Annotated in this window: 23 protein-coding genes and 1 riboswitch; of the genes, 9 read left to right on the top strand and 14 right to left on the bottom strand. The window is 74.6% G+C overall.

The annotated features are described in order from the left end of the window. Window positions 1-316: 316 nt before the first annotated feature. Together ACRQ4B_RS09515 and ACRQ4B_RS09510 are read right to left on the bottom strand one after the other, a co-directional pair. Window positions 317-1,297, bottom strand: a complete 981-nt coding sequence (locus tag ACRQ4B_RS09515) for a FecCD family ABC transporter permease (RefSeq protein WP_439691197.1) — start codon at window positions 1,295-1,297, stop codon at window positions 317-319. 68 nt (window positions 1,298-1,365) lie between these two features. After that, a complete protein-coding gene (locus ACRQ4B_RS09510; protein WP_439691196.1) occupies window positions 1,366-2,400 on the bottom strand; it encodes a FecCD family ABC transporter permease in 1,035 nt (344 codons plus the stop codon). A gap of 159 nt (window positions 2,401-2,559) precedes the next feature. On the opposite strand from ACRQ4B_RS09510, the gene ACRQ4B_RS09505 reads away from it, so the two are divergent. Further along, the gene (locus ACRQ4B_RS09505) at window positions 2,560-4,062 is read left to right on the top strand and encodes a S1C family serine protease (RefSeq protein ID WP_439691195.1); all 1,503 of its coding nucleotides are present in this window, start codon (window positions 2,560-2,562) and stop codon (window positions 4,060-4,062) included. Here ACRQ4B_RS09505 and ACRQ4B_RS09500 read toward each other — a convergent pair. Both ACRQ4B_RS09500 and ACRQ4B_RS09495 read right to left on the bottom strand, forming a co-directional pair. Continuing rightward, window positions 4,059-5,213: a hypothetical protein gene (locus ACRQ4B_RS09500; RefSeq protein WP_439691194.1), complete on the bottom strand. Its 1,155-nt coding sequence runs from the start codon at window positions 5,211-5,213 to the stop codon at window positions 4,059-4,061. The two genes, ACRQ4B_RS09505 and ACRQ4B_RS09500, sit on opposite strands and share 4 nt — an antisense overlap. A 404-nt stretch (window positions 5,214-5,617) precedes the next feature. Then, window positions 5,618-5,878, bottom strand: coding sequence for a hypothetical protein (locus ACRQ4B_RS09495; RefSeq protein ID WP_439691193.1), 261 nt, complete (start codon window positions 5,876-5,878; stop codon window positions 5,618-5,620). Between the two features lie 33 nt (window positions 5,879-5,911). Between ACRQ4B_RS09495 and ACRQ4B_RS09490 the strand changes: the two genes are divergently transcribed. Next, window positions 5,912-6,274: an RNA-binding S4 domain-containing protein gene (locus tag ACRQ4B_RS09490; RefSeq protein WP_070418630.1), complete on the top strand. Its 363-nt coding sequence runs from the start codon at window positions 5,912-5,914 to the stop codon at window positions 6,272-6,274. A gap of 10 nt (window positions 6,275-6,284) precedes the next feature. Here ACRQ4B_RS09490 and ACRQ4B_RS09485 read toward each other — a convergent pair whose 3' ends face one another. From ACRQ4B_RS09485 to ACRQ4B_RS09475, 3 genes are all read right to left on the bottom strand, one after another. After that, the gene (locus tag ACRQ4B_RS09485) at window positions 6,285-7,232 is read right to left on the bottom strand and encodes a J domain-containing protein (protein ID WP_439691192.1); all 948 of its coding nucleotides are present in this window, start codon (window positions 7,230-7,232) and stop codon (window positions 6,285-6,287) included. A 69-nt stretch (window positions 7,233-7,301) separates the two neighbouring features. Next, on the bottom strand, window positions 7,302-8,378 hold the full coding sequence (locus ACRQ4B_RS09480) for a winged helix DNA-binding domain-containing protein (protein ID WP_439691191.1): 1,077 nt from the start codon (window positions 8,376-8,378) through the stop codon (window positions 7,302-7,304). A gap of 38 nt (window positions 8,379-8,416) precedes the next feature. Beyond that, the gene (locus ACRQ4B_RS09475) at window positions 8,417-9,163 is read right to left on the bottom strand and encodes a phosphotransferase enzyme family protein (protein WP_439691190.1); all 747 of its coding nucleotides are present in this window, start codon (window positions 9,161-9,163) and stop codon (window positions 8,417-8,419) included. Between the two features lie 139 nt (window positions 9,164-9,302). Between ACRQ4B_RS09475 and ACRQ4B_RS09470 the strand changes: the two genes are divergently transcribed. Then, window positions 9,303-9,959, top strand: a complete 657-nt coding sequence (locus ACRQ4B_RS09470) for a GntR family transcriptional regulator (RefSeq protein ID WP_439691189.1) — start codon at window positions 9,303-9,305, stop codon at window positions 9,957-9,959. Continuing rightward, window positions 9,956-11,203, top strand: a complete 1,248-nt coding sequence (locus ACRQ4B_RS09465; protein ID WP_439691188.1) for an MFS transporter — start codon at window positions 9,956-9,958, stop codon at window positions 11,201-11,203. The genes ACRQ4B_RS09470 and ACRQ4B_RS09465 overlap by 4 nt, the downstream gene beginning before the upstream one ends. Window positions 11,204-11,237: 34 nt before the next feature. On the opposite strand, the gene ACRQ4B_RS09460 is transcribed toward ACRQ4B_RS09465, so the two are convergent. After that, entirely contained in the window at window positions 11,238-12,287 is a 1,050-nt protein-coding gene (locus ACRQ4B_RS09460) for an NUDIX domain-containing protein (protein WP_439691187.1), read from the bottom strand. Between the two features lie 79 nt (window positions 12,288-12,366). After that, a riboswitch (TPP riboswitch) is annotated at window positions 12,367-12,462 on the top strand. Between ACRQ4B_RS09460 and thiM the strand changes: the two genes are divergently transcribed. The 3 genes from thiM to thiD all read left to right on the top strand — a co-directional run bounded on the left by thiM (window position 12,451) and on the right by thiD (window position 15,505). Next, the gene (gene thiM, locus ACRQ4B_RS09455; protein WP_439691186.1) at window positions 12,451-13,344 is read left to right on the top strand and encodes a hydroxyethylthiazole kinase; all 894 of its coding nucleotides are present in this window, start codon (window positions 12,451-12,453) and stop codon (window positions 13,342-13,344) included. It overlaps the preceding riboswitch by 12 nt. After that, complete coding sequence (thiE, locus tag ACRQ4B_RS09450) at window positions 13,341-14,039, top strand: thiamine phosphate synthase (RefSeq protein ID WP_439691185.1); 699 nt, start codon at window positions 13,341-13,343, stop codon at window positions 14,037-14,039. The genes thiM and thiE overlap by 4 nt, the downstream gene beginning before the upstream one ends. After that, the gene (thiD, locus tag ACRQ4B_RS09445) at window positions 14,039-15,505 is read left to right on the top strand and encodes a bifunctional hydroxymethylpyrimidine kinase/phosphomethylpyrimidine kinase (RefSeq protein WP_439691184.1); all 1,467 of its coding nucleotides are present in this window, start codon (window positions 14,039-14,041) and stop codon (window positions 15,503-15,505) included. The genes thiE and thiD overlap by 1 nt, the downstream gene beginning before the upstream one ends. A gap of 154 nt (window positions 15,506-15,659) precedes the next feature. Here the strand turns inward: thiD and ACRQ4B_RS09440 are convergent, their stop codons facing one another. The 4 genes from ACRQ4B_RS09440 to ACRQ4B_RS09425 all read right to left on the bottom strand — a co-directional run bounded on the left by ACRQ4B_RS09440 (window position 15,660) and on the right by ACRQ4B_RS09425 (window position 17,497). Further along, window positions 15,660-16,169, bottom strand: a complete 510-nt coding sequence (locus ACRQ4B_RS09440) for a metallophosphoesterase family protein (RefSeq protein WP_439691183.1) — start codon at window positions 16,167-16,169, stop codon at window positions 15,660-15,662. Then, complete coding sequence (locus tag ACRQ4B_RS09435; RefSeq protein WP_439691182.1) at window positions 16,166-16,636, bottom strand: MarR family winged helix-turn-helix transcriptional regulator; 471 nt, start codon at window positions 16,634-16,636, stop codon at window positions 16,166-16,168. Before ACRQ4B_RS09435 ends, ACRQ4B_RS09440 begins: the two co-directional genes overlap by 4 nt. 80 nt (window positions 16,637-16,716) lie before the next feature. Beyond that, window positions 16,717-17,178 carry a VOC family protein gene (locus ACRQ4B_RS09430; RefSeq protein ID WP_439691181.1) on the bottom strand — a complete coding sequence of 154 codons (462 nt, stop codon included), beginning with the start codon at window positions 17,176-17,178 and terminating at the stop codon, window positions 16,717-16,719. Window positions 17,179-17,200: 22 nt separating this feature from the next. After that, window positions 17,201-17,497, bottom strand: a complete 297-nt coding sequence (locus ACRQ4B_RS09425) for a GNAT family N-acetyltransferase (protein WP_439691180.1) — start codon at window positions 17,495-17,497, stop codon at window positions 17,201-17,203. Window positions 17,498-17,575: 78 nt separating this feature from the next. Here ACRQ4B_RS09425 and ACRQ4B_RS09420 point away from each other — a divergent pair, with 78 nt between their 5' ends. Further along, window positions 17,576-18,223: an NADPH-dependent F420 reductase gene (locus ACRQ4B_RS09420; RefSeq protein ID WP_439691179.1), complete on the top strand. Its 648-nt coding sequence runs from the start codon at window positions 17,576-17,578 to the stop codon at window positions 18,221-18,223. Window positions 18,224-18,365: 142 nt separating this feature from the next. Here the strand turns inward: ACRQ4B_RS09420 and ACRQ4B_RS09415 are convergent, their stop codons facing one another. Further along, window positions 18,366-19,334, bottom strand: a complete 969-nt coding sequence (locus ACRQ4B_RS09415) for an aldo/keto reductase (protein ID WP_439691178.1) — start codon at window positions 19,332-19,334, stop codon at window positions 18,366-18,368. A gap of 113 nt (window positions 19,335-19,447) precedes the next feature. On the opposite strand from ACRQ4B_RS09415, the gene ACRQ4B_RS09410 reads away from it, so the two are divergent. Further along, on the top strand, window positions 19,448-20,470 hold the full coding sequence (locus tag ACRQ4B_RS09410; RefSeq protein ID WP_439691177.1) for a hypothetical protein: 1,023 nt from the start codon (window positions 19,448-19,450) through the stop codon (window positions 20,468-20,470). Between the two features lie 201 nt (window positions 20,471-20,671). On the opposite strand, the gene ACRQ4B_RS09405 is transcribed toward ACRQ4B_RS09410, so the two are convergent. Beyond that, window positions 20,672-21,529 carry a LysR substrate-binding domain-containing protein gene (locus ACRQ4B_RS09405; RefSeq protein ID WP_439691176.1) on the bottom strand — a complete coding sequence of 286 codons (858 nt, stop codon included), beginning with the start codon at window positions 21,527-21,529 and terminating at the stop codon, window positions 20,672-20,674. Between the last annotated feature and the right edge of the window lie 101 nt (window positions 21,530-21,630).

The raw sequence follows: 21,630 nt of genomic DNA, 5'->3' as shown, positions 1-21,630 counted from the left end.
CGCGTGTCACAGCCGGTCGCGCGCCTCCGGTCGTGCGGGTGGTCCGAGCGGTCTGCCCCCGGCCTGGAGGCGCGGCTCGGCTCCGCCCCGCCGGCGCGGCCCGGGGCGTGGCCCGGGCGGGCGGGGCCGGGCGGGCGGGGCAGGGCGGGGCCGGGCGGGCGGGGCCGGGCGGTGACCTGGCGCCGAGATCGCGTTCCGGCGCGCACGGCCGGGAACGAAGGCCTCCGGAGTGCGATCTCACCGCACCGGGTAGGACGGCGACGGCGCGGGCGCGGGCGTGCGGGCGCGCGGGCGCGGGCGGGTGGGACGGCGCGGGTCAGCGGCCGCGGGCCAGGAGCCAGAGGAGGTACGGCGCGCCGACGACCCCCGTCACGACACCCACCGGCAGCGCGTTGCCCGGGATCGCGAACTGGGCGACGAGGTCGCTCGCGAGCGTGACCGCCGCGCCGACGGCAGCGGTCGGCCCGAGTGCGACGCGCCCGCCACCCACGAGCCGACGGGCGATCGGCGCCGCCATCAACGCCACGAACGACACCGGCCCCGCCGTCGCCACGGCCGCCGCGGTCAGGCACACCGCGGTGAGCAGGAGCAGCACCTTCGCCCGGTTCGGCCGGAGTCCGAGCGCCGACGCCACGTCGTCCCCGAGCGTCAGGACGGTCAGTCGTGGGGACTGCAGGAGTGCGAGGCCCATCAGCACGACGAAGGCGACCGCGAGCACGCCGACGAGGTTCCGGTCGACGGCGTTGAGGCTGCCGGAGAGCCAGAGGAGCGCGGTGCCGGCCTGGGTCACGGTGCCGCTGGTGAGCATCCACCCGGTGATGCTCAGGCAGATCGCGGCGACGCCGATCCCGACGAGGACCACCCGGTTGCCGGTGATCCCCCGGCGCCAGGACAGCCCGGCGATGACGAGCGACACGACGAGCGCGCCGACGAGCACGACGGAGAAGAGCGTGCCGCCGCTGGCGCCGAACAGGACGATCGCGGTGATCCCCGAGGCACTCGCCCCCGAGGTGATGCCGATGACGTCCGGGCTCGCGATCGGGTTCCGCACGACGCTCTGCACGATGCCGCCGGCGACGCCGAGCGCGGCACCGACGAGGACCGCGCCGAACACCCGGGGTCCGCGGAGCTGTCCGATCACGAAGTCCGAGACCGTGTCGCCGTGCCCGACGAGCGCGCCGGCGACCTGCAGGGGTGAGAGCGGGATCTCGCCGACTCCGAGGCCGACGAGCACGAGCGCGACCAGCACGACGAGCACGGCCCCGAGCACCACGAGCTCACGACGGACGGCGGACATGTGCTCGCGCGGCACGGCGCGGGGCGCACTGCGGGTCGCTGCACTGGGAGCGCTGGTCCTCGCGCGCCTCACAGGCCCTTCACCGCCCTCGACCGCACGAGCCAGATGAACACCGGCGCACCGATCAGCGCGGTGACGATGCCGACCTGCAGCTCCCCCGGGTACGCCACGACCCGTCCGATGACGTCCGCGACGAGGAGGAGTGCCGGTGCGACGATCGCCGAGAGCAGGATCGTCCACCGGTGGTCCGGTCCGCTGAGGCGTCGGACGGCGTGCGGCACGGCGAGCCCGATGAACGCGATCGGCCCGGCGGCGGCGACGGCGGACCCGGCGAGCAGCACGGTGACGACGCCCCCGACCGCGCGGACGAGCACGACCCGTTGTCCGAGCGAAGCCGCGAGCTCGTCGCCGAGCGCGAGGGTGTTGAGCGACCGACCGAGGGCGAACGCGATCGCGAGCCCGACGAGCACCGGCGCCGTGATGACGCCCGCCGTGCCAAGGTCCTTCCCCGCCAGGGCGCCCACCTGCCAGAACCGCAGCTGGTCGAGCAGGCTCTGGCTGGTGACGAGCACGGCGGTCGTGATCGAGGACAGGGCGGCGGCGACGACGGCGCCGGACAGTGCGAGGCCGACCGGCGAGAGACCCCGGCGGGCGACGGCGGCGATGCCGTAGACGAGCAGGGCGGCGAGCGCGGCACCGACGAAGGCGAACGGCAGGTACGCGGCGGTGCCGCTGACCCCGAAGAGCGCGATCCCGGCGACGACGGCGAGGGCGGCCCCGGAGTTGATGCCGAGCACGCTGGGGTCGGCGAGCGGGTTGCGCGTGACGCCCTGCATGACGGCACCGGCGACCCCGAGCGCGGACCCGGCGAGCAGCCCGACGACGGTGCGGGGCACACGGTTCCCGAGCACGATGAGCCCGATCTCGTCGTTCCGCCCGGGGTGCAGGACGGTGTCGAGCACGGTGCCGAGCGGGATCGGACGGGAGCCGAACGCCACGGAGAGGGCGACCGCGACGGCGAGGACGACCACCGCCAGCACCGTCGCGCCGACGAGGCGGGGCACGGAGCTGGGCGCAGGAGGGGTGGGCGACGACGAACGCATGGGAAGTAAGGCAACCCTAACGGACGACCCCGTACGGCGACCCCCGAGCAAGCCCGGAGCGGGCGCAGGGTCCGTTCATAGGTTCGTCATGGGAAGCGGGCTTGTACTCGTACCCATCGACGCCCGACCGGGTCGTCGAGGGACGACCGGAGAGCACCGATGAACGAGACCCCGAACCCCGCTGCCGACGAGAACGGCACCGCCCGCACCGACGCTGCGCAGCCGCAGGCCGGGGCGACGTGGGAGGCGCCGCACGCCGACCCGTCGACCCTCCGCTCGGCGTACGCGTTCGACGGGAGCGGCCCCTACCTCTACGGCCCGGACGGCTCCGGCCCCTACGGGTACGCCCCCGACGGCCGCGGCCCGTTCCTGATCGGCAGCCCGGCGCTCCCCGGCTTCCAGCAGGGCTGGGCGCACGGCGCCGCGACGGCGAACCACGCCACGGCCGGCTACGCCACCGCGGGCCACGGCACGGCGGGCCTCGGCGCGAAGCGGCCCCGTCGCCTCGGGCTGATGATCGGCTCCGGCATCGCGGCCCTTGCGATCGTCGGTGCGGCGGGCGGCACCGCGCTCGGGCTCTCCTCGCAGCACACGACGACCACTTCGAGCCAGTCGCAGGGCACCACGACCCTGCCGGACACCGGCTCGGGCACGGACGGCAGCGGCACGAACGGGTTCACGGTGCCCGGCGACGGCAGCGGGAGCGGCAGCAGCGACGGCAGCACGGGATCGAGCACCGAGTCGGCGGCCACCGCGGCCACGAGCGCCCAGAAGAAGGGCGTCGTGACGATCAACACCGTCCTGAACTACGACGAGTCCTCGCAGGCGGCCGGCACCGGCATGGTCCTCACCTCGGACGGCACGATCCTGACGAACAACCACGTCATCCAGGGTGCGACGAGTATCACCGTCACCGACGAGACCACCGGCAAGGAGTACAAGGCGGACGTCGTCGGGTCGGACGCCACGAACGACGTCGCGGTGCTGAAGCTGCAGGGCGCGTCCGGCCTCTCGACCGTGACGCTCGACGACGACGGCGAGCCGAGCACCGGCGACACCGTGACCGACGTCGGCAACGCGGAGGGCACGGGCAACCTCGTCGCCGCCGAGGGCACCGTGACGGCCACCGACCAGGACATCCAGGTGCAGAGCGAGTCCGGCACCGGCACGGAGTCGCTGCAGGGGCTCATCGAGGTCGCCGCGAACATCGTGTCGGGTGACTCCGGCGGGCCCGTCCTCGACAGCGAGGGCGAGGTCGTCGGCATGGCGACCGCGGCGTCCTCCGGCTCCGCGGACGTCACCGGGTACGCGATCCCGATCACCACGGCGAAGGCGATCGCCGACAAGATCCTCGCGGGCGAGTCCTCGTCGACGATCACCATCGGTCTGCCGGCGTTCCTCGGCGTCGAGGTCAGCGGCACGGCCAGCACCGGCGGCGTCGCGGTCGCCGGGACGGTCGAGGGCTCGGGTGCGGCGACCGCCGGCCTCGCAGCGGGCGACACGATCACGAGCATCGACGGCACGGCCGTGGCGAGCTCGGACGCCCTGACCGCGGCGATCCAGTCGCACTCGGTCGGCGACAAGGTGACGGTCGGCTTCACCGACAGCACCGGCGCCGCGAAGACCGTGACGGTCACCCTGACCGCAGGTCCGGCCGCCTAACCCAGGAGGGCCCGCACCACCGAGCGGTACACGTTCGCCGGGGAGTCCGTCGTGAAGGCGGTCTCCCCGGCTTCCGTGCGTCCGACGCGCGCGAACCCGATGCCGTCGGCGTGCACGATCACGATCGGGTTGGGCTTGCCCGGCCGCCGCAGCGAGGACACCGTCCACGGGGCCGCCCAGAACCGCGCGAGTCGCGGGTCCGCCTCCGCGATCGCGGGCGGCAGGTCGGGCGCCTCGCCCGCGCCGGTCCGCCGGCCCAGCAGGTCCGCCCGGAGCGACCCCGTCCGGAACGGGAAGGTCCATGCCGGACCGATGCCGAGCCTCCCGGCCACCACCGCGACCACGCGCTCGACCGGCAGCCCGGTGATCACCGCGCCGTCCTCGTCGGTCCCGTCGACGACGGTCTCCGACCAGGCCTGGAGGCGCGTGGTGCGTCCGTCGGGCAGCCGCTGTTCCAGCGTGACGGGCTGGTCGTCGCCCTCCCACGGGCCGAGCAGCGTCTGGGTCGTGTCGGGCAGCGTGCCGAGCCGGCCGACCAGGCCGGCATCGATGAGCTCGCGGCCCGCCGGCGTGCGGAGCAGGGTGGGGTTCCAGCGGCGACCGGCGAGGCTGCGCAGCGTGCGGACCGCCTCGGGCCCGAGGTGCGGACCCGCCACGATCGGAGCGGGTGCCGGGGCCGGCAGGTCCTCGAGGTCGCGCTGGACCCGGGACGGCGACGGCTCGGTCGCCCGCACCGAGTCGAGGACCGCGAACACGAGGTCGTCCGTGGCGAGCATCCGGGCGAGCGGCCGCTCGATGGTGAGGTCCACGCGGTGCCGACCGGTGACGAAGAGCAGGTGGGCGCCGGCGACGTCGCCGTCCTCGTCGGGGCGGACGTACTCGACGAGTCGCGCCGGGGCGCCCGTGGTCGTCCACGGGTCGCAGCCGATCAGCAGGAGACCGTCGACGGAGCCGGGCAGGCGCTCGAGCAGGCTCGTGTGCTCCTCGGCGATGGTCCGGTCACTCGGACGGGAGCGGACGGTGAGCACGACGTCGTCGCCGGTGACGCGCAGGTCCGCCTGGGCCGAGTCCTCGCGGCGCCACGCGTCGGGGCGGTGGAGGGTGAGGCGGGCGGTGCGGTCCTCGGTGCCGAGCGGGACGGGGACGGCCATGGCACGAGGCTACGTCGGGGTTCGCCCGGGGCCGGGTGCGGCTCGCCGGGGGCGGCGGGACCGGTGCCTGGGTCGGGCGGGGTCGGGGTTGGGGTCGGGGTCGAGGTCGAGGTCGGGGTCGCACGGTGCGAGGCCGCTGGCAGGCACATCGGCAGCGTGCGAGGTTCCGCGCACCGTGGCACCAGCCGAAGGTCGCACCGCGCCCGGGACCTCGCACACTGCGGACGCCGGGTCGCACGGTGCGGACGCCAAGGTCGGGGTCGCACGGTGCGAGGCCGCTGGCAGGCACATCGGCAGTGTGCGAGGTTTCGCGCACCGTGGCACCCGCCGGAGGTCGCACCGCGCCCGGGACCTCGCACACTGCGGACGCCGGGTCGCACGGTGCGAGGGTCGGCGCGTCGGGCTCAGGGGGCGCGACGGGCGCGCGGCGCGGGTGGCGGCGGGACCGGCTTCGCGGCGACGACGTCGGCCAGCGGGACCTCGACCGGGCCCCGGCGGGTGTCGATCGTCACGGACGCCACGGTCCGGGCCACCAGGACCCCGAGGGCGTCCCGCGCTCCACCACCGTGGTGCGCCCGGACGACCAGCCGGTCCCCGACCACCGCGTCGCGCAGCACCGCGAGGGCGTGCGCCCGGGCGATGGCGTCCTGCCCGCTGTCCGTCACGCCCCCAGCGTAGGGCGCGCCTAGAGTGAGGGGATGGCCAAGGCACGCGTGGACAGCTGGATCTGGGCGGTGCGGATCACGAAGACCCGCTCCGCCGCGACGGCCGCGTGCAAGGCCGGTCACGTCCGGGTGAACGGGGAGCGTGCGAAGCCCGCACAGCCGATCGGCCCCGGGGACGAGGTCCGGGTCCGACAGAACGGGTTCGACCGGATCGTCGTCGTGACCGGGATCATCCTCAAGCGGACGAGTGCACCCGAGGCCGCGAAGCACTTCGAGGACAAGACGCCGCCTCGGCTCCCCAAGGAGGAGGCCGGCTTCGTGCCGATGCGTGACCGCGGGGCCGGACGGCCGAGCAAGCGGGAGCGCCGCGACCTCGAGAAGCTCCGCGGCTACTGACGCGCGGGCGTCAGACGAACCGGACAGTCTGCTGCAGGCGGTCGCGGAGCTCGAACACGTCGACCGATCCCTCGGGCGACCAGACGCCGTTCAGCACCTGCCCGAGTGCGCTGCGCCGCACGACGAGGGCGGTCGGCTTGCGGGGCGAACCGACGATCTGCACGTCCTCGTCCACCGCGGAGTCCGGCACGACGAGCAGCCGGCCGGTGAACTTCACGCGGGTCTGCTTCTGGACGGCGCGGGCCGCGCGGACGAGTTCCTTGACCGGGCGTTCCCCGGGCGCGAGCGTCTCCCCCGCGATCTCGCCGTGCTCGACGCGGACCGGGGCTCCCCAGTCGATCGACTCCAGCGCCCACAGGCCGCTCGGGGTGAGGACGGCATGGTCGAGCTTGCCCTCGGACCCCGCGTCGAGGTCGTGCCACACCGTCACGCCGATGCCCATCTCGGCGACGATCGAGGCGGTCGCCTCCTCTGCGAGCGCCTCGGCCAGCAGCCGTCGGATGTGCCGGGGTGCGGAGCGGATCAGGGTGGGGTCGTACGGGTCCTCGATCGGGTCCCCGAGACCGACCCACTCGCGCTCGGCCTGCAGGAAGACCTCCCGCGACCGTCCGCCGGGGTGCCCGTGTGACCGGGCCCGCGGCCGTGAGTCGCGACGCGCCGCCGGAGGTGCGTAGGCGTCGCGACCGGTGTCGTGCCTCCAGGCCGAGGAGCCGGACGGACCGGACCCGGTCGGTGCGCTGGATCCGCGGGACCCCGCGTCGTAGGCGCGGCGTGCGGCCGGTGTGCCGACGCGCTCCCAGGCGATCTGGACCTGCCGGAACCGGCGGGCGTCGCCGCCGAGGTCCGGGTGGGACTCGCGGGCGGCCCGGCGGTAGGCGCGGCGGAGCGCGTCGTCGTCGGCGGTCGCGGGGACGCCGAGGACTTCGTACGGGGTGGCGTCGGCCGGGCTGTCGGTCATGGCCCTGCGACATTACCCGAGGGAGCGTCTGAGTCCGCCGCGTGGGTGCTGGGTGGACGCTGGGGGCGGTCAGGCGACGGAGAACGACACCGGGGTGCCGAGGAACGTGCCGTGGCGGTCCGCCGCGGACGCGAGGGACCGGACCGCCGCGGCGTCGAGCGGGACGAACGGTGTCACCGTCACCCGGACGTCGCGGGAGCGTTCCGTCCGGGTCCAGGTGCCGACGACCCGGCCGCGGACGACCGCCATCGGCAGGAACACGCCGTTGGCGCCCGGGACCACGCGGTCGGCATGTTCGGCGGGGAGCTGCGCCGAGCGGTCGGCGTACCCGAGGAGGAACTCGTCGAAACCGGGCAGGAGGTGTCCGGTCGGCACCCCGCCGGTCATCGGGCGGTCGGCGAGGGCGAGCAGGCCGTCGCCGAGGTCCTCGACGACGTCGCCGGCCGCGGCTCGTGCTCGCCGGACGTCGCCGAGCGGGAGCTTCGTCCAGCTGGCCGCATCGGCCTCGGTGGCGGGACCCCGACCGCGGAGGTACCCCACGAGCACCCGACGGAGCGCTTCGTCACGGTCGGGCACGGCTTCGACGGCGGGCGCCCACTCGTCGAACAGGACGAGTCCCTGGCCGACGCGGGCGGTGGGACCCCAGGCGACGAGGCCTTCCTGGGCGAGGCGCAGCAGCAGGTGGTAGCCGCGGCCGGCGGTCGGGTCGATGCCGGCCGCACGGTGGGCGTCGAAGAGCTCGTCGCGGACGAGGGACCTGTTGCCGGACAGCGCGCCGACGGTGGCGTCCCGTGCGCGGCCGAGCAGGGCGTCGTCGATCCCGAGCTCGGTGGCGCGCCGAGCGATGCTGCGGACGGTGCGCTCGGCGGTGAGGGACAGCAGGAGCCGGAGGTCGTCCGGGCGCATCGCGTGCAGCGTGCCCCGCATCGGCCACGACCGGACGAGCTCCCCGCGGTCGAACGCCGCGCGGACGTCGTCGCGGGTGCTGCCGGGTGAGCGGACCCCGATCGCCCACGTGACCTGACCGAGGTCCTGCCCCTGCACCGCGAGCATCCGGTCGACCGCGGCGGTCGGCCCGAGCCCGGGGACCGCGATCCCCTGCGCGGCGAGCCGCATCGCTCGGAGCTGCGCCGGAGTCACCCTCATCGCACCAGCATGCCCGGCGCCACCGTCACCCGTGACCGTCAGGCGACGGCTGCGGTGATCTCGTCGGCGTGCTGCTCCAGGTACGCGACGTCGGCCCGGTAGAGGTCGGCGTGCCCGTGCTCGAGGTCGCTGACGAACTTCGGGTTCCCGGCGGCCGCCTCGGTCTCGATGGTCGTGACGAGGGCGACCAACGAGGCCGTCATCGTCTCCGCGAGCACACCCCGCGAGCGTTCGTCGAGACCGTAGGCGCGGCAGAACTCCGCCGCACGGTCGAGGCGTTCGTCGAGCGACGGCGCGGTCGACCCCTCGACGACGCCTGTCGTGAACGGCGCGAACCGGTACACCGCACTCGCGACGTCCCACACGCGGGGCCCGGGGTGGGCGGTGTCGAAGTCGATGAGCCCGACCGCCGCGATGCCGTCGTAGACGCAGTTGTACGGGGCGAAGTCGCCGTGCACGATCGTCTCGACGGGCGCCCGTTCCGCCTGGGACCAGACGTCGCGGGAGGCGTCCTGCGGGAAGGTCGCGGCGGCGTCGTGGTAGTGCCGGAGCAGCCGGGCGCTCGTGACGAGGGCGGCCTCGCTGGCCACGTCGGCGGTCCACGGGTACTCGCCCGCGGTGCCCGGCACGAACGAGACGGTCTCGAGCGTGTGGTCGAGCTCGATCGGTTCCGGCGCCGCGACGAAGCCGCGTTCGTGCAGGTGGGCGAGCAGCCGGTGCACTGTCCGCGTCCACGGCCCTGCGGGGCGGTGCACGCGATCGTCGGCCCTGGTGATCCGCTCCATCGGAACCTCCTGTCGGCACGTCTCCGTTGACGTGGTGGCCCAGCGTATCCGGATGCGGGCGCCGGTGTACCGGTCCACGTGTGAACATCACGTCAACCATCGGCATGCGACGTTGCATGCAAGGCGTACGATCATCGTCGTGAGCATTCCGGACACCCCCGCGAACAGCACCGGTCAGGCAGCGTCCGACCGGGCCTACGAGCACGTGAAGCGCGCGATCATCCGTGGCGACCTGCCGGGCGGGACCGCGGTCAGCGAGAACGCCCTCTGCCAGGAGATCGGCGTGTCCCGGACGCCCGTGCACGAGGCGTTCCTGCGACTCGCCGCCGAGGACCTGCTCAGCCTCGAGTCCCGGAAGGGTGCCGTGGTCCGACCGATGTCGCCGAACGAGGCAGCCGACGTGCTCGAGATGCGGGAGGCGATCGAGTCGACCGCCGCGACCCGCGTCGTGACGGACGGCCGCGTGTCGGACGTCGCCCCGAGCCTCCGGGCCGTGCTCGCGGAGCAGGAGCAGGCGGTGGCGACCGGTGACGTCGACCGGTTCGTCGAGGCGGACGCGGACTTCCACGGCGCCGTCATCGGCGCGTCGCGGAACGCGATCGCCGTCATGTTCGCCCGCACCCTGCGTGACCGCCAGCAACGGCTGCGGCACCACCTGATGCGCCTGCAACCGTCGCAGCTGCAGGCATCGCTCGAGGACCACCGGGCCCTCGCCGCCGCGCTCGAGGCCGGGGACGCCGCCCGCTACGCCGAGGTCCTCAGCGCGCACGTCGCATCGCACCGGGGCGCCCTGTGAGCGCGGGCACCGACTCGATCGCCGTCCCGGTCGTCCGGGCCCGGGCGCTGCCGTGGGTGGCCGTCTGGGGCGCCGTCTTCGTGTGCTCCTGGGGCGGCAACCAGTTCTCGCCGCTGCTGCTCATGTACGAGGAGCGAGCGCACTACTCGTCGCTCCTGGTGAACGTCTTCCTCGGCGTCTACGTGCTCGGCCTGGCGCCGGCACTGCTGGTCGCGGGTTCACTGTCCGACCGGCACGGACGTCGACCGCTCATGCTCGTCGGCATCTTCTCCGCCGTCGTCGGCAGCGGCCTGCTGGCGTTCGGGCCGCTCGGTGCGGGCTTCCTGCTGGCCGGACGGCTGTGCTCCGGGATCACCGTCGGCATCGCGATGGCCGTCGGGAACAGCTGGGTGAAGGAACTCTCGCAGGGGCGCTTCGACCCCGCTGCCGACGCCGGCTCCGGCGCCCGCCGGGCCTCGCTCGCCTTCACCCTCGGCTCGGCCTCGGGCGCCCTCGTCGCCGGGCTCATCGCACAGTGGGGGCCGATCCCCGAGGTGCTGCCGTTCCTCGTGCACATCTGCGTGGCCCTGCCGTTCGCCGTCGTCGTCTGGCATACCCCCGAGACGAACCGGACCGGCGGCGTGCCCGGGCCGTGGTGGAAGCAACTCGCCGTCCCGAGCGCCGGGCACCGCCGGTTCACGCGGGTCGTGCTCGTCGCGGCGCCCTGGATCTTCGGGTCGGCGGCGATCGGGTACGGCTACCTGCCGACGAAGCTCGCCGGCGCGACCGGCACCTGGGGACTCGTGTTCGCGACCGCCGCCACCGTCGTCGCCCTCGGGGTGTCCAGCGCCGTGCAGCCGTTGGCCGGCCGCGTCACCTCGGCGCTGTCCGCCCGCGGGCTGCTGACGGCCGTCGGGCTGATGACCGCGGGCATCGCCGTGGTCGTCGTCGCCGTGCAGTTGCAGTCCGTGGCGATCGGCCTGGTGGCGAACGTGGTCATCGGCCTCGGCATCGGGCTCGCGCTCGTGTCCTCGCTGCTCGAGGTGCAGCGGATCGCCGGCACCCGTGACCTCGCCGGGCTGACCGGGGTGTTCTACGCGGCGGCGTACGCCGGGTTCCTGGCGCCGGCCGTGATCGCGGCGGTGGCGAACGTCGTCGCGCTGCCGGTCATCCTGTGGGTCGTCGTGGGGCTCGGGGTGCTGTCGTGGGTGGCGATCGCGGTGTCGTCCCGGAAGCACATCCCGGTCGGCGGTCCGGCCGCCTAGGACTGGTCCGGCCGCCTAGGACTGGTCCGGCCGCCTAGGACTGGTGCGGCCGCCTGGAACCGGTCCGGCCGCCCGGAACTGGTCCGGCCGCCGAGAACTGGTCGCGCAGCCAGCTCGGTCCGTGCACCACGGCGCCGATCGCCTCGACGCGGGCACGGAGCTCGCGGTCGGCCGTCACCACGACGACCGGTCCGTGCCCGGCCTCCACCGCGGCGCGTGCGGCCTCGACGATCGCGTCGTCGCCCGCTGCGGGCGCGCGGACGACATCGAGTGAGCAGGAATCGTCGGGTCGGGTGTCCGGACCCGACGTCTTCTGCTCACCAAGCGGCGGCTCGGCCGACGCGGCCCCGCCCGACCTGCCCCCGCCCGACGCGCATTCGCCCGGCCCGCCCGCGCCGCGCGCCTCGCCCTCGAGCACCACCGTCCACCGCGGCCACCACCGGTCGAACGGCAGGTCCAGCAGCGCCGCCGGCACCCCGCTCGCGGCGAGCGCCCCGACCGACGCGAGCAGCCGTGACGCGGCCCCCGCCCGGTCCTTCCACCACCCGTCCGGCACGCTGCCGACCACGTTCGCGGCGTCCACCACGACGTGCGGCGTCGTCGCGATCCGGGCCCGCAGTGCCGGCCAGGACGCGCCGAACCCCGGGTGCAGCGGCAGCGCCTCGACGTCGTCGACGGGCACCCACGCGAGTTCCAGGCTCTCGCGGTCCGCGATCACCGGCTCGAACGGCCTGGAGGCACGCCCCACCACCGTCGTGTACGTCCAGAACCCCAGGTCCAGCACGGACGTGTGCCGGAGGTCGACGCCGTCCTCGGGCACGCCCGCCTCTTCGGCGGACTCGCGGAGCGCACCCGTGACGGCGTCCTCGCCGAGGTGCCGGGCGCCGCCGGGGATCCCCCAGGTGCCGCCGTGGTGGCTCCACTCGACGCGGTGCTGCAGGAGCACCCGTCCGGAGCCGTCGTCGACGAGGAGGCCGGCGGCACCGAAGCGCCCCCAGGCCTTGGTGCCGTCGGGGCCGACCGCCCAGGCGTCGCCGGGGTCGCGAGGGCCGGGAGGAGGCCCGGGAGGCGTTGCGTCTGGCACCCGTCAAGCCTGTCACACGGCGCTCGTCGTGTGACCGGAGACGTCCTCGGAACGGGCGCGGCGTCTCGTGTACGGTGTCGTCCGAGACACGGGGTGCCGCAACCAGCGGCTGAGATCACACCCGTCGAACCTGCTCGAGCTCGTACTCGCGAAGGGATCGTCCATGCACACTGCTGCGCCCGTACCCACTCCACCCGCCGGGAGCCCCGGCCCCGGCCCGGACTGGGCCCACCGGACCGCCACGCTCCTCGAGGCCGTCCGTGCCCGGGGTCCGTTGGTGCACTGCATCACGAACACCGTGGTGCAGAACGTCACCGCGAACGTACTGCTGGCGCTCGGCGCCTCGGCCGCGATGGTCGACGTCGTCACCGAGGCCGGGGCGTTCGCCCGGGTCGCCGACGCCCTGCTGGTGAACACCGGCACCCCGCACGCCGAACCCCGTCTGGCATCGGTCGAGGCCGCGACCGCCGCGGTCGACGCCGGTACCCCGTGGGTGCTCGACCCTGTGGCGGTCGGCTCGCTCCCGGTCCGGACCGCGCTGGCCCGCGAGCTCCTGGCGCTCGGTCCGACGGTGCTGCGCGGGAACGCCTCCGAGGTGCTCGCGGTGCTCGGGGTGTCCACCGGTGGCCGCGGGGTCGACAGCACGGTGGGCGCCGAGGACGCGCGCGACGCCGCGGTGGACGCCGTGGCCGGGTCGACGGCCGGGAGGCGCGTGGCCGCGGTCGCCGTGTCCGGTCCCGTCGACCTGCTGGTCGCGCCCACCACCGGGACGGTCCGCGTCGCGAACGGCACCGAGCTGCTGACCCGGATCACGGGCGGCGGCTGCGCGCTGGGTGCGGTCGTGGCGGCGTTCACCGCGGTGTCACCGGACGACGCGGGAGCGGCCGCCGTCGCCGCCACCGCCGTGCACACCATCGCCGCGGAGCTCGCCGCGCGGGACGCCGGCGGGCCGGGCACGTTCCAGCCGCTGTTCCTCGACCGGTTGGCGTCGCTCACCCCGGAGGACGTCGTGCGCACGGCTCGGATCACCGTCGAGACGCCGGCGGTCACCGCGTGAGCGCCGCAACGGACGTCAGCGGTCGCCGCGTGAGCGCCGCGACGGACGTCGGCGTCTACCTGGTGACCGACGGCGCGCTGGCGGACCGGCACGGCGTCGGCGGTGCCGGGGTGCTGCGTGTCGTCCGGGCCGCGGTGCACGCCGATGTGCGGATCGTGCAGGTCCGCGACAAGACCGCCTCGGCCCGGGACCTGCTCGCGCTGACTGCCGCGGTGGCGGACGCCGTCGGGGACCGCGCGACCGTCGTGGTCGACGACCGGCTCGACGTCGCCCTCGCCGCGCGCCACGCCGGGCACCGGGTCGCCGGGGTGCACCTCGGGCAGTCGGACGTCCCCGTCGAGGTCGCCCGGTCGCTGCTCGGGGCGGACGCCCACGTCGGCCTCACCGCGAACAGCCCGGAGCACCTCGCCGTCGTCGAGCAGCTCCCCCGCGGGACCGTCGACCTGCTCGGCGTCGGCGTCGTGCACCCCACCGCCACGAAGGCGGACCATCCACCGGCGCTCGGCCACGAGGGGTTCGCCCGACTCGCGGCGGCGACCGACGTGCCGTGCGTGGCGATCGGCGGGGTCACCCTCGACGACGTCGCGCCGCTGCGGGCCGCCGGTGCCGCCGGCGTCGCGGTGGTCTCCGGCATCTGCGCCGCGGCCGACCCGGGTGCCGCCGCCGCCGCGTACGTCGCCGCGTGGGGTGCCTGATGGCTGCGGTCCCCCGTGTCCTGAGCATCGCCGGCACCGACCCGACCGGCGGTGCCGGGCTGCAGGCCGACCTGAAGGCGATCGCGGCGCAGGACGGCTACGGCATGGGTGTCGTCACCGCGCTCGTCGCGCAGAACACCTGCGGCGTGCGGTCGGTGCACGTGCCGGACGTCGCGTTCCTGCGGGAGCAGCTCGACGCGGTGTCCGACGACGTCACCGTCGACGCCGTGAAGATCGGCATGCTCGGCACCGCCGAGGTGGTCCGGACGGTAACGTCGTGGCTGCGGGAGCACCGGCCGCCGGTCGTGGTGGTCGACCCGGTGATGGTGGCGACGAGCGGCGACCGGCTGCTCGACGAGGACGCCGCGGCGGCGATGTCCGCGCTGCTGGACCTCGCCGACCTGGTCACGCCGAACCGCGCGGAGCTCACGGTGCTCGCCGACCTCGCCGGCGCGGCCCCGTCGGACGCGTCGGACGCGTCGGCCGCCGCACTGGTGGTCGCCCGCGCCTGGGACGTCCTCGTGCTCGCGAAGGGCGGGCACGACGAGGGCGACACCGCGGACGACGTGCTCGTCTCCGCGGCCGGCGTCGTGCGGGCCTTTTCATCACCGCGGGTCGCGACGACGAACACGCACGGCACCGGGTGCTCGCTGTCGAGCGCGATCGCCACCCGAGTGGCCCACGACGGCGACTGGGAGCTCGCGATCGGCACGGCGAAGACCTGGCTGACCGCGGCCTTGCGCGGCGCCGACGCGCTGCGGGTCGGGCGCGGCCACGGTCCGGTCGACCACGGCGCCGTGGTGCGTGCCGCCCTGCCGACGCCGTCCTGGACCGACCGGTGGTGGACCGACGTCGAGGACCTGCTGCAGGAGACCATCGCCTGCGACTTCCTGGTCCGTCTGCGGGACGGCACGCTCGACACCGACGTCTTCGCCGGGTACCTCGCGCAGGACGTGCACTACCTCCGCGCCTACGAGCGGCACCTCGGGCAGCTCGGCACCTGGTCGTCCGGGGACGCCGCGGCGTTCTGGACGGCGTCCGCGCAGGGCTGCGCCGACGAGGCACGGGACCTCCACCACCGGCGGCTCGCGGGCACGCACACCGACGACCCGGTGCACCCCACGTGCGCCGGGTACCTCGCGCACCTGCAGGCCGCGGCCGACACCGGGTCCGCCGCGGTGCTCGCCGCCGCCGTCCTGCCGTGCTTCCGGGTGTACGCGTGGGTCGGCACGCAGCTCGGTCGGGTGCCGGTGGACCACCCGTTCGCCGACTGGGTGGCGGCCTACGACGACGAGGCGTTCGCGGAGGCCTCGGCGGCGGCCACCGCCCGGGTCGAGGAGCTCGCCGCCGCGGCGACGCCGTCCGAGCGCGGCGCGATGGCGCGTGCGCACCGTCGCAGCACCGCGTGGGAGTCGGCCTTCTTCCGCATGCCGCTGTCGGATGCGCCGGGCCGAGTCTCGGCCTGACGGACAGCGTCCGCCTGCCGTGACCCGGGAACCGTCCGCGGACCCGAAGCTCGGCCCAGCTCCGGAAGGCGGCCCGCGTCCGGGAGGCGGGGCGGGGCGGACGGGAGGCGCGGGGCGGGCACGACCCGCGCCTCCCGGCCGACGACGGGGCGCGTCAGCGCGCCTGTGGGGGCAGCCGCACCAGGTCGACGGTCAGGTCCCGGCCGTCCACCTGGCCACGCATCCACGTGTGGTCCGGCTGGCGGCGACGGTCGGTCGGCGACCCGGGGTTCAGCAGGCGGAGCCCCGACGGGGCCTCGGTGTCCCACGGGATGTGCGAGTGCCCGAACACCAGGACGTCGACGTCCGGGTACTCGGCGGTCATGCGACGCTCACGGCCCGTCGCCGCGCCCGTCTCGTGCACCAGGGCGAACCGGAGGTCCTCGACCACGAAGCGCGCGACGAGCGGCAGACGGTCGTCGAACTCGGGGCCGTCGTTGTTCCCCCGGACGCCCTCGAAGCGGCGCGACCGTTCCGCGACGGCGTCGAGCGCCGCCAGGTCGACCCAGTCGCCGGCGTGCACCACGAGGTCGGCGGCGTCGATGTCGGCCCACAGCCCGGCCGGCAGGTCCTTCGCCCGCTTCGGCAGGTGCGTGTCGGAGAGCAGGACGAACGAGGTCGTCACGGTGCGGTGCGGCCGGGCATCGGCAGACCCGCCTCGTCCGCGGCGCCGAGCCGTTCCAGGAGTCCGGCGAGCAGGGCGATGTCGTCGTCCGACCAGCTCGACAGGCGTTCGTCGAGCGCGTCGCGGTGCAGTTGCACCGACCGCTCCAGGGCAGCGCGGCCGTCGTCCGTGACCTCGAGCGGCTTCGCGTTGCCGGTGCCGCCGTCGAGCGTCCGGATCAGCCCGGCGGCCAGCAGCCCGGACAGCTGCCGCGAGATCGTCGAGCGGTTGAGCCGCAGGTACCGGGCGATGTCGATGGCCATGCAGCCGGGGTGCTGCACGACGAAGTCGACGAGGGACTGGTCCACGACGCTCAGGATCGACTCCGACCCGCGGGCGCGGATGCTGGCCCGTCGGGTGATGCGGGCGAGTTCCGTGTAGGCGCGCCCGATGTCGCTGTTGCGGACGTCGGGCTCCGGGTCGCTCATCGCGGGGACTCCAGCCTGTCGGTGCCGGCGCCGGCCGGCGGTCTTCGGTCCCGCAACCATACCGGTCGGTACGGATGCGGCTAGTGCCCCGCCGCCGCGGCTCGCAGCGCCGGGATGTCGAGCTTGACCATCTGCATCATGGCCTCGTACACGCGGGCGTTGGCCGCGGGGTCGCCGGAGCCGGTCATCAGCTCGCCCATCATCGACGGGGTCACCTGCCACGCCACGCCCCAGCGGTCGAACAGCCAACCGCACCGGGACGGTCGTCCACCGTCCGCGAGCAGGGCGTCCCAGATCCGGTCGAGGTCCTCTTGCGTGTCGACGTCGACCTGGAAGGACACCGCATCGGTGTGCTCGTGCCCGGGGCCGCCGTTCATCGCCCGGTACGGCTGGCCGAGCAGGGTGAACTCGACCACGAGGGTCCGGCCGTCCGGGGTCTTCGCCACGCTGTCGATCCGGCTGTCCGGGAACAGCGCGACGTAGTGCTCGGCGGCCTGCTCGGCCTGGTCGTCGTACCAGAGGAACGGGGTGATCGAGGGCATGGGTGGTGCCTTCCGGTTCGGCTCAGTCCGCAGCGCCGCGGCTGAGCAGGTCTGCCTTCTCGGGGTGCTCGTCGAACCACTTGCCGACGAACCAGCACATCGGGACGATGCGCTTCACGGAGTCCGCCTCGACCGCGGCGACGACGTGGTCGACGAGCTCGGCGGCGTACCCGTGTCCACGGTGCTTCGGGACCGTGTAGGTGTGCGGGAACGCGATCGCGTCGTCGTTCTCGCGGTAGTCCAGGACACTCACGAGCTCGCCGTCGACGTACATCGCCCAACGGCTCTGGTCTGCTTCGTCGCGGAACTCCCGGTCCATGTCGCCATCATGCACCCCTCGGCGCACGCGTGACGCCGCCCCGGGAATGCGCGGGGTCCGGCGGCGTTGCAGGCTCGCATGACCACCATCGGAATCATCGGCGCAGGCAACATCGGATCCCAGCTCGCACGGCTCGCCGTGCAGCACGGCCACCAGGTGGTGATCGCCAACTCCCGCGGCCCGGAGACCCTGACCGACCTGGTCGCGGAGCTCGGCGACCAGGCCCGTGCAGCGACCCGCGACGAGGCTGCTGCCGCCGGCGAGATCGTCGTCGTGACCACCCCGCTCGCGGCGATCGAGACGATCCCGGTCGAGCCCCTCGTCGGCAAGGTCGTGATCGACACGAACAACTACTACCCACAGCGCGACGGGCACATCGCGGCGCTCGACGACGAGACCACCACCACGGCCGAGCTCCTGCAGGACCACCTGACCGGCGCCCACGTCGTGAAGGCCTTCAACCACATCGGCGCCGCGGACCTCACCGGTCACGCCTCCCCCGCCGGCACCCCCGACCGTCGTGCGCTCGTGGTGGCCGGGGACGACGCGGCTGCGAAGGACACCGTGGCCGGGCTGATCGACCGGTTCGGGTTCGACGTGGTCGACGCCGGACCGCTCGCCGAGGGCTGGCGCATCCAGCGGGACACCCCCGGGTACGGCCCGCGCCTCACCGCCGACGAGCTGCGCGGGAAGCTGGCCGAGGCGAAGCGGTACCGCGACCAGTAGGCGCGCAGCGGCCCGAGTCTCGGGGCCGCGCGCCCGAGACTCGGCGCCGGCGACAGTTCTCGCGCCCGCGAGCCCGAGAACTGTCGCCCAGGCCGAGTCTCGGGCCGGACCCCGGCCGGGCGCCGGCCGGGCGCCGGCCGGCTCAGGCGCCGTCGAAGATCACCGTCATCTCGGCGAGGTCGTCCTCCGAGGGCGTCCACGCCGTCCCGGCCTCGGCGTTCTGCACGATCTGCTCGGGCTTCGTCGCGCCCGCGATCACGCTCGACAACCCGGGCTGCGCCAGCAACCACGCGAACGTGGCCTGCAGCATCGTGACCTCGCGCGCGTCGCAGAACCGCTGGAACTCCTCGACGATCGCCCACGGCGCGTCGGCGAGCACCTGCGGCTTCGCCGTCGTGAGACGCCCGTCCGCCGGCCCGCCGTCCTTCGTGTACTTGCCGGTGAGCAGTCCGTTGTACAGCGGGAAGTACGGCAGGAACCCGAGGGCGTAGGCGCGGACGGCGGGCAGGACCTCGTCCTCCACGCTGCGCGCGAGCGGGCTGTACTCGTTCTGCGCGGACACGAACGCGGTGGTGCCGGCGATCGACGCCGTCAGCTCGGCCTCGGCGATCTGCCACCCCGCGAAGTTCGAGTGGCCGATGTAGCGGATCTTGCCCTCGCGGACGAGGTCGTCGAGCACCGAGAGCGTCTCCTCGATGCTGGTCACGTCGTCAGGCCCGTGCATCTGGTAGAGGTCGATCCAGTCCGTGCCGAGCCGCTTGAGCGAGGACTCGACCGCCAACCGGACGTACCGCCGCGAGCCGCGGACACCCCAGTCTGGCCCGTTCGCGCCCCGCATGTCCATGCCGAACTTCGTCGCGAGCACGACCTCGTCCCGGCGGCCGGCGATGGACTTGCCGAGCAGCTCCTCGGAGAGCCCCGGTCGCCCGCCGTAGACGTCCGCGGTGTCGAAGAGCGTGACGCCGGCGTCGAGGGCCGCGTGGACGACGGCGTCCGTGCCCTCCTGCGTCTCGGTGAACGTCCCGGGCCGGCCGAAGTTGTTGCAGCCGATGCCGACGGTGGAGACGACGAGCCCTGACGGCCCGAGCGGGCGGTGTTCGATTCCGGTCATGCGTCGACCGTACCGGCGACCCCGGAACTGGGGCTGCGACGAGCGCACCGGTTCCGGTTAGAACTGACGATGGATCAGCCTACGGAGGGAGCACCGCAGTGGCGTCGCATCGCATGCCGGACGAAGACCGGCCGCGTCGAGCGGTCCCCGCGTGGGTCACGGCACCGCCGGAGGGCTCCGCCACGCCGGCCTCCGCCCCGTCCGTGGCCGCCGACGGCCTGGAGGCGCGTCCCACCCCCGCCGCACCGGCCCCGGTCCCCGAGACGGCCGCGCCCGGCGACGCGCTCCCCACGGTGCCGTCGGCCCCCGCCCTGTCCGAGGACGACATCGTCGTGCCCGACTACCCACCGCAGGAGGAACTCCTCCCGCCGGCACCGACCTCGCCCGCGGTGCACACCGTGCCGTTCGACACCGCAGCCACTGCCCCCACCCCGGTGTCGCCGATCGACGCCGCACCCCCTGCCGCGGCCGTCCCCGCGGTCCCCGTGGTCGGCCAGCCGCGGTTCTCGGTGCCGGGTCTCGAGCACGTCGTCGTCGCCGGCAGCGTCCCCGAGCCCACCGGACCCATCGGCTACCGCACCCCCGCCCGGTTCGCCCGGCAGCAGGCTCCGCTGGCCGCGCCCGCTCCGGCCCCGTCCTTCGACGCCGTGATCGCAGCGCCCGCCGCCGCGCCGACCACTCCCGCCACGGTCACCGGCCCCGCCGACGACCACGTCGCGTCCCCGGCGCCGGACGCACCGACCACCGAGGCGAGCGTGTCCGAGGTGGCCGAGCCGGGCCTCCAGACCGACGCCACGCGACCGCGGGGGCCGCTCGTCGGCGCCACGCCGGGTGCGCTCCTCGGCGCCGTCGCCGGACTGGCCACGCTCGGGCTGGCCGCCTGGTGGTTCCTGCAGCCGGCGACCGTGCACGGTGTCGGGCTGGCGCTCGGGGCGGTCGCGGTCTTGGTGTCGATCGTGACGCTGCGCAACCGCGCGGCGACGTGGCAGCGGCCGATCGCGCTCCTCGGGGCCGTGCTCGGCGGCGTCGGGACGCTCGTGCTGCTCTGGGCCGTGGCGTCGGCGGTGCTGCCCGCGGCCGGGGTGACGCTCCCCGACCTGACCGGCACGGGGACGGCACCGACCCTCGCCCCGTAGATAGGGCGCGCCCGCCCTGCCGCGCGCGTCCGGCCGCCCGTTCGCGCACCCGTTCGCCCGTTCGCGCACCCGTTCGCTTCGTGAGCAGAAATGGTCGGGTCCGCCCCACCGACCCGACGATTCCTGCTCACGAGATCGTCGAACGGGCCGCCCGTGCTCGCACCGTGCCCCCGCGCGCCCGCGCGCCTCCGCGCGCCGCGCTCACACGGCGCGGACGACGCCGCGGGACAGGATCGCGTTCGTCAGGGCGTCGATCGGTTCCCGCTGCACGGTCGGGTTCGCGATGAGGACGTAGTCGACCGCGGGCAGGTCCGGCAGCCCGAGCCGCTGCGACACCTTCACGAGGTCCGCCGGGATGAGCGAGTGCGGGAACACCGCGACCCCGATACCCGCCCGGACGGCCGCGAGCACCCCGTTCACGTCGCGGGTGTTGCAGGTGATCCGCCACGTGCGCCCCGCGGCCTCGAGCGCGTCGATCGCCATCTGTCGGCTGATGCTCGGCGCCTGGTACGCGATCAGGGGCACCGGTTCGCCGGGTTCGAGGGCGATGCCGTCCTGCGCCATCCACACCATCTGGTCGGTCGCGACGCGTGTCCCCTCGGCGGACTCCCCCGCCGTCTGCTTGATGAAGACGAGGTCGAGCTGCCCGGCGTGCACCCGGCGGAGCAGTGGCGAGGACTGGTTCACGGTGAGCTCGAGGTTCACCTGCGGGTGCAGCCGTCGGAAGTCCCGCAGGATCCGCGGCAGCTGCGTGATCGCGAGGTCGTCCGCGGCCCCGAACCGGAGGCGCCCACGGGTCGCAGCACCCGAGAAGTAGGCGTCGGCGGTTGCGTGCGCCGCGAGGATCGTCCGCGCGAACCCGGCCATCGCGTCCCCGTTGTCGGTGAGCGCCACGCCCCGGGTGTCCCGGGCGACGAGGGTCCGCGACACGGCGGTCTCGAGCCGCCGCACGTGCTGGGAGACCGTCGGCTGGCTGATCCCGAGCCGGGCCCCTGCCTGGGTGAAGCTGCCCGTCTCGGCGACCGCCAGGAAGGTCTGCAGCAGGACCGGATCGAGCACGGCGCACCCCGTTCATTCGACATCGCAATGGACTGATAGCCACCATAGGGGTGTCGAATGACCCGGGGCCACGTAGTTTCGATGGGGTACCACTTCCGCAG

This window comes from Curtobacterium sp. SP.BCo (assembly GCF_051903265.1).
Classification (GTDB): Bacteria; Actinomycetota; Actinomycetes; order Actinomycetales; family Microbacteriaceae; genus Curtobacterium.
The sequence above is the reverse complement of the archived record's forward strand: the minus strand, read 5'-3'. Positions and strand labels throughout refer to the sequence as shown.

Coding starts and splice junctions, on each gene's coding strand:
- ACRQ4B_RS09420 (WP_439691179.1), top strand. CDS start 17,576: ATGACCACCATCGGAATCATCGGCGCAGGCAACATCGGATCCCAGCTC.
- ACRQ4B_RS09500 (WP_439691194.1), bottom strand. CDS start 5,213: ATGGCCGTCCCCGTCCCGCTCGGCACCGAGGACCGCACCGCCCGCCTC.
- ACRQ4B_RS09415 (WP_439691178.1), bottom strand. CDS start 19,334: ATGACCGGAATCGAACACCGCCCGCTCGGGCCGTCAGGGCTCGTCGTC.
- thiD (WP_439691184.1), top strand. CDS start 14,039: ATGGCTGCGGTCCCCCGTGTCCTGAGCATCGCCGGCACCGACCCGACC.
- ACRQ4B_RS09475 (WP_439691190.1), bottom strand. CDS start 9,163: ATGGAGCGGATCACCAGGGCCGACGATCGCGTGCACCGCCCCGCAGGG.
- ACRQ4B_RS09485 (WP_439691192.1), bottom strand. CDS start 7,232: ATGACCGACAGCCCGGCCGACGCCACCCCGTACGAAGTCCTCGGCGTC.
- ACRQ4B_RS09510 (WP_439691196.1), bottom strand. CDS start 2,400: ATGCGTTCGTCGTCGCCCACCCCTCCTGCGCCCAGCTCCGTGCCCCGC.
- ACRQ4B_RS09490 (WP_070418630.1), top strand. CDS start 5,912: ATGGCCAAGGCACGCGTGGACAGCTGGATCTGGGCGGTGCGGATCACG.
- ACRQ4B_RS09505 (WP_439691195.1), top strand. CDS start 2,560: ATGAACGAGACCCCGAACCCCGCTGCCGACGAGAACGGCACCGCCCGC.
- ACRQ4B_RS09515 (WP_439691197.1), bottom strand. CDS start 1,297: ATGTCCGCCGTCCGTCGTGAGCTCGTGGTGCTCGGGGCCGTGCTCGTC.
- ACRQ4B_RS09410 (WP_439691177.1), top strand. CDS start 19,448: ATGCCGGACGAAGACCGGCCGCGTCGAGCGGTCCCCGCGTGGGTCACG.
- ACRQ4B_RS09480 (WP_439691191.1), bottom strand. CDS start 8,378: ATGAGGGTGACTCCGGCGCAGCTCCGAGCGATGCGGCTCGCCGCGCAG.
- thiM (WP_439691186.1), top strand. CDS start 12,451: ATGCACACTGCTGCGCCCGTACCCACTCCACCCGCCGGGAGCCCCGGC.
- ACRQ4B_RS09430 (WP_439691181.1), bottom strand. CDS start 17,178: ATGCCCTCGATCACCCCGTTCCTCTGGTACGACGACCAGGCCGAGCAG.
- ACRQ4B_RS09435 (WP_439691182.1), bottom strand. CDS start 16,636: ATGAGCGACCCGGAGCCCGACGTCCGCAACAGCGACATCGGGCGCGCC.
- ACRQ4B_RS09425 (WP_439691180.1), bottom strand. CDS start 17,497: ATGGACCGGGAGTTCCGCGACGAAGCAGACCAGAGCCGTTGGGCGATG.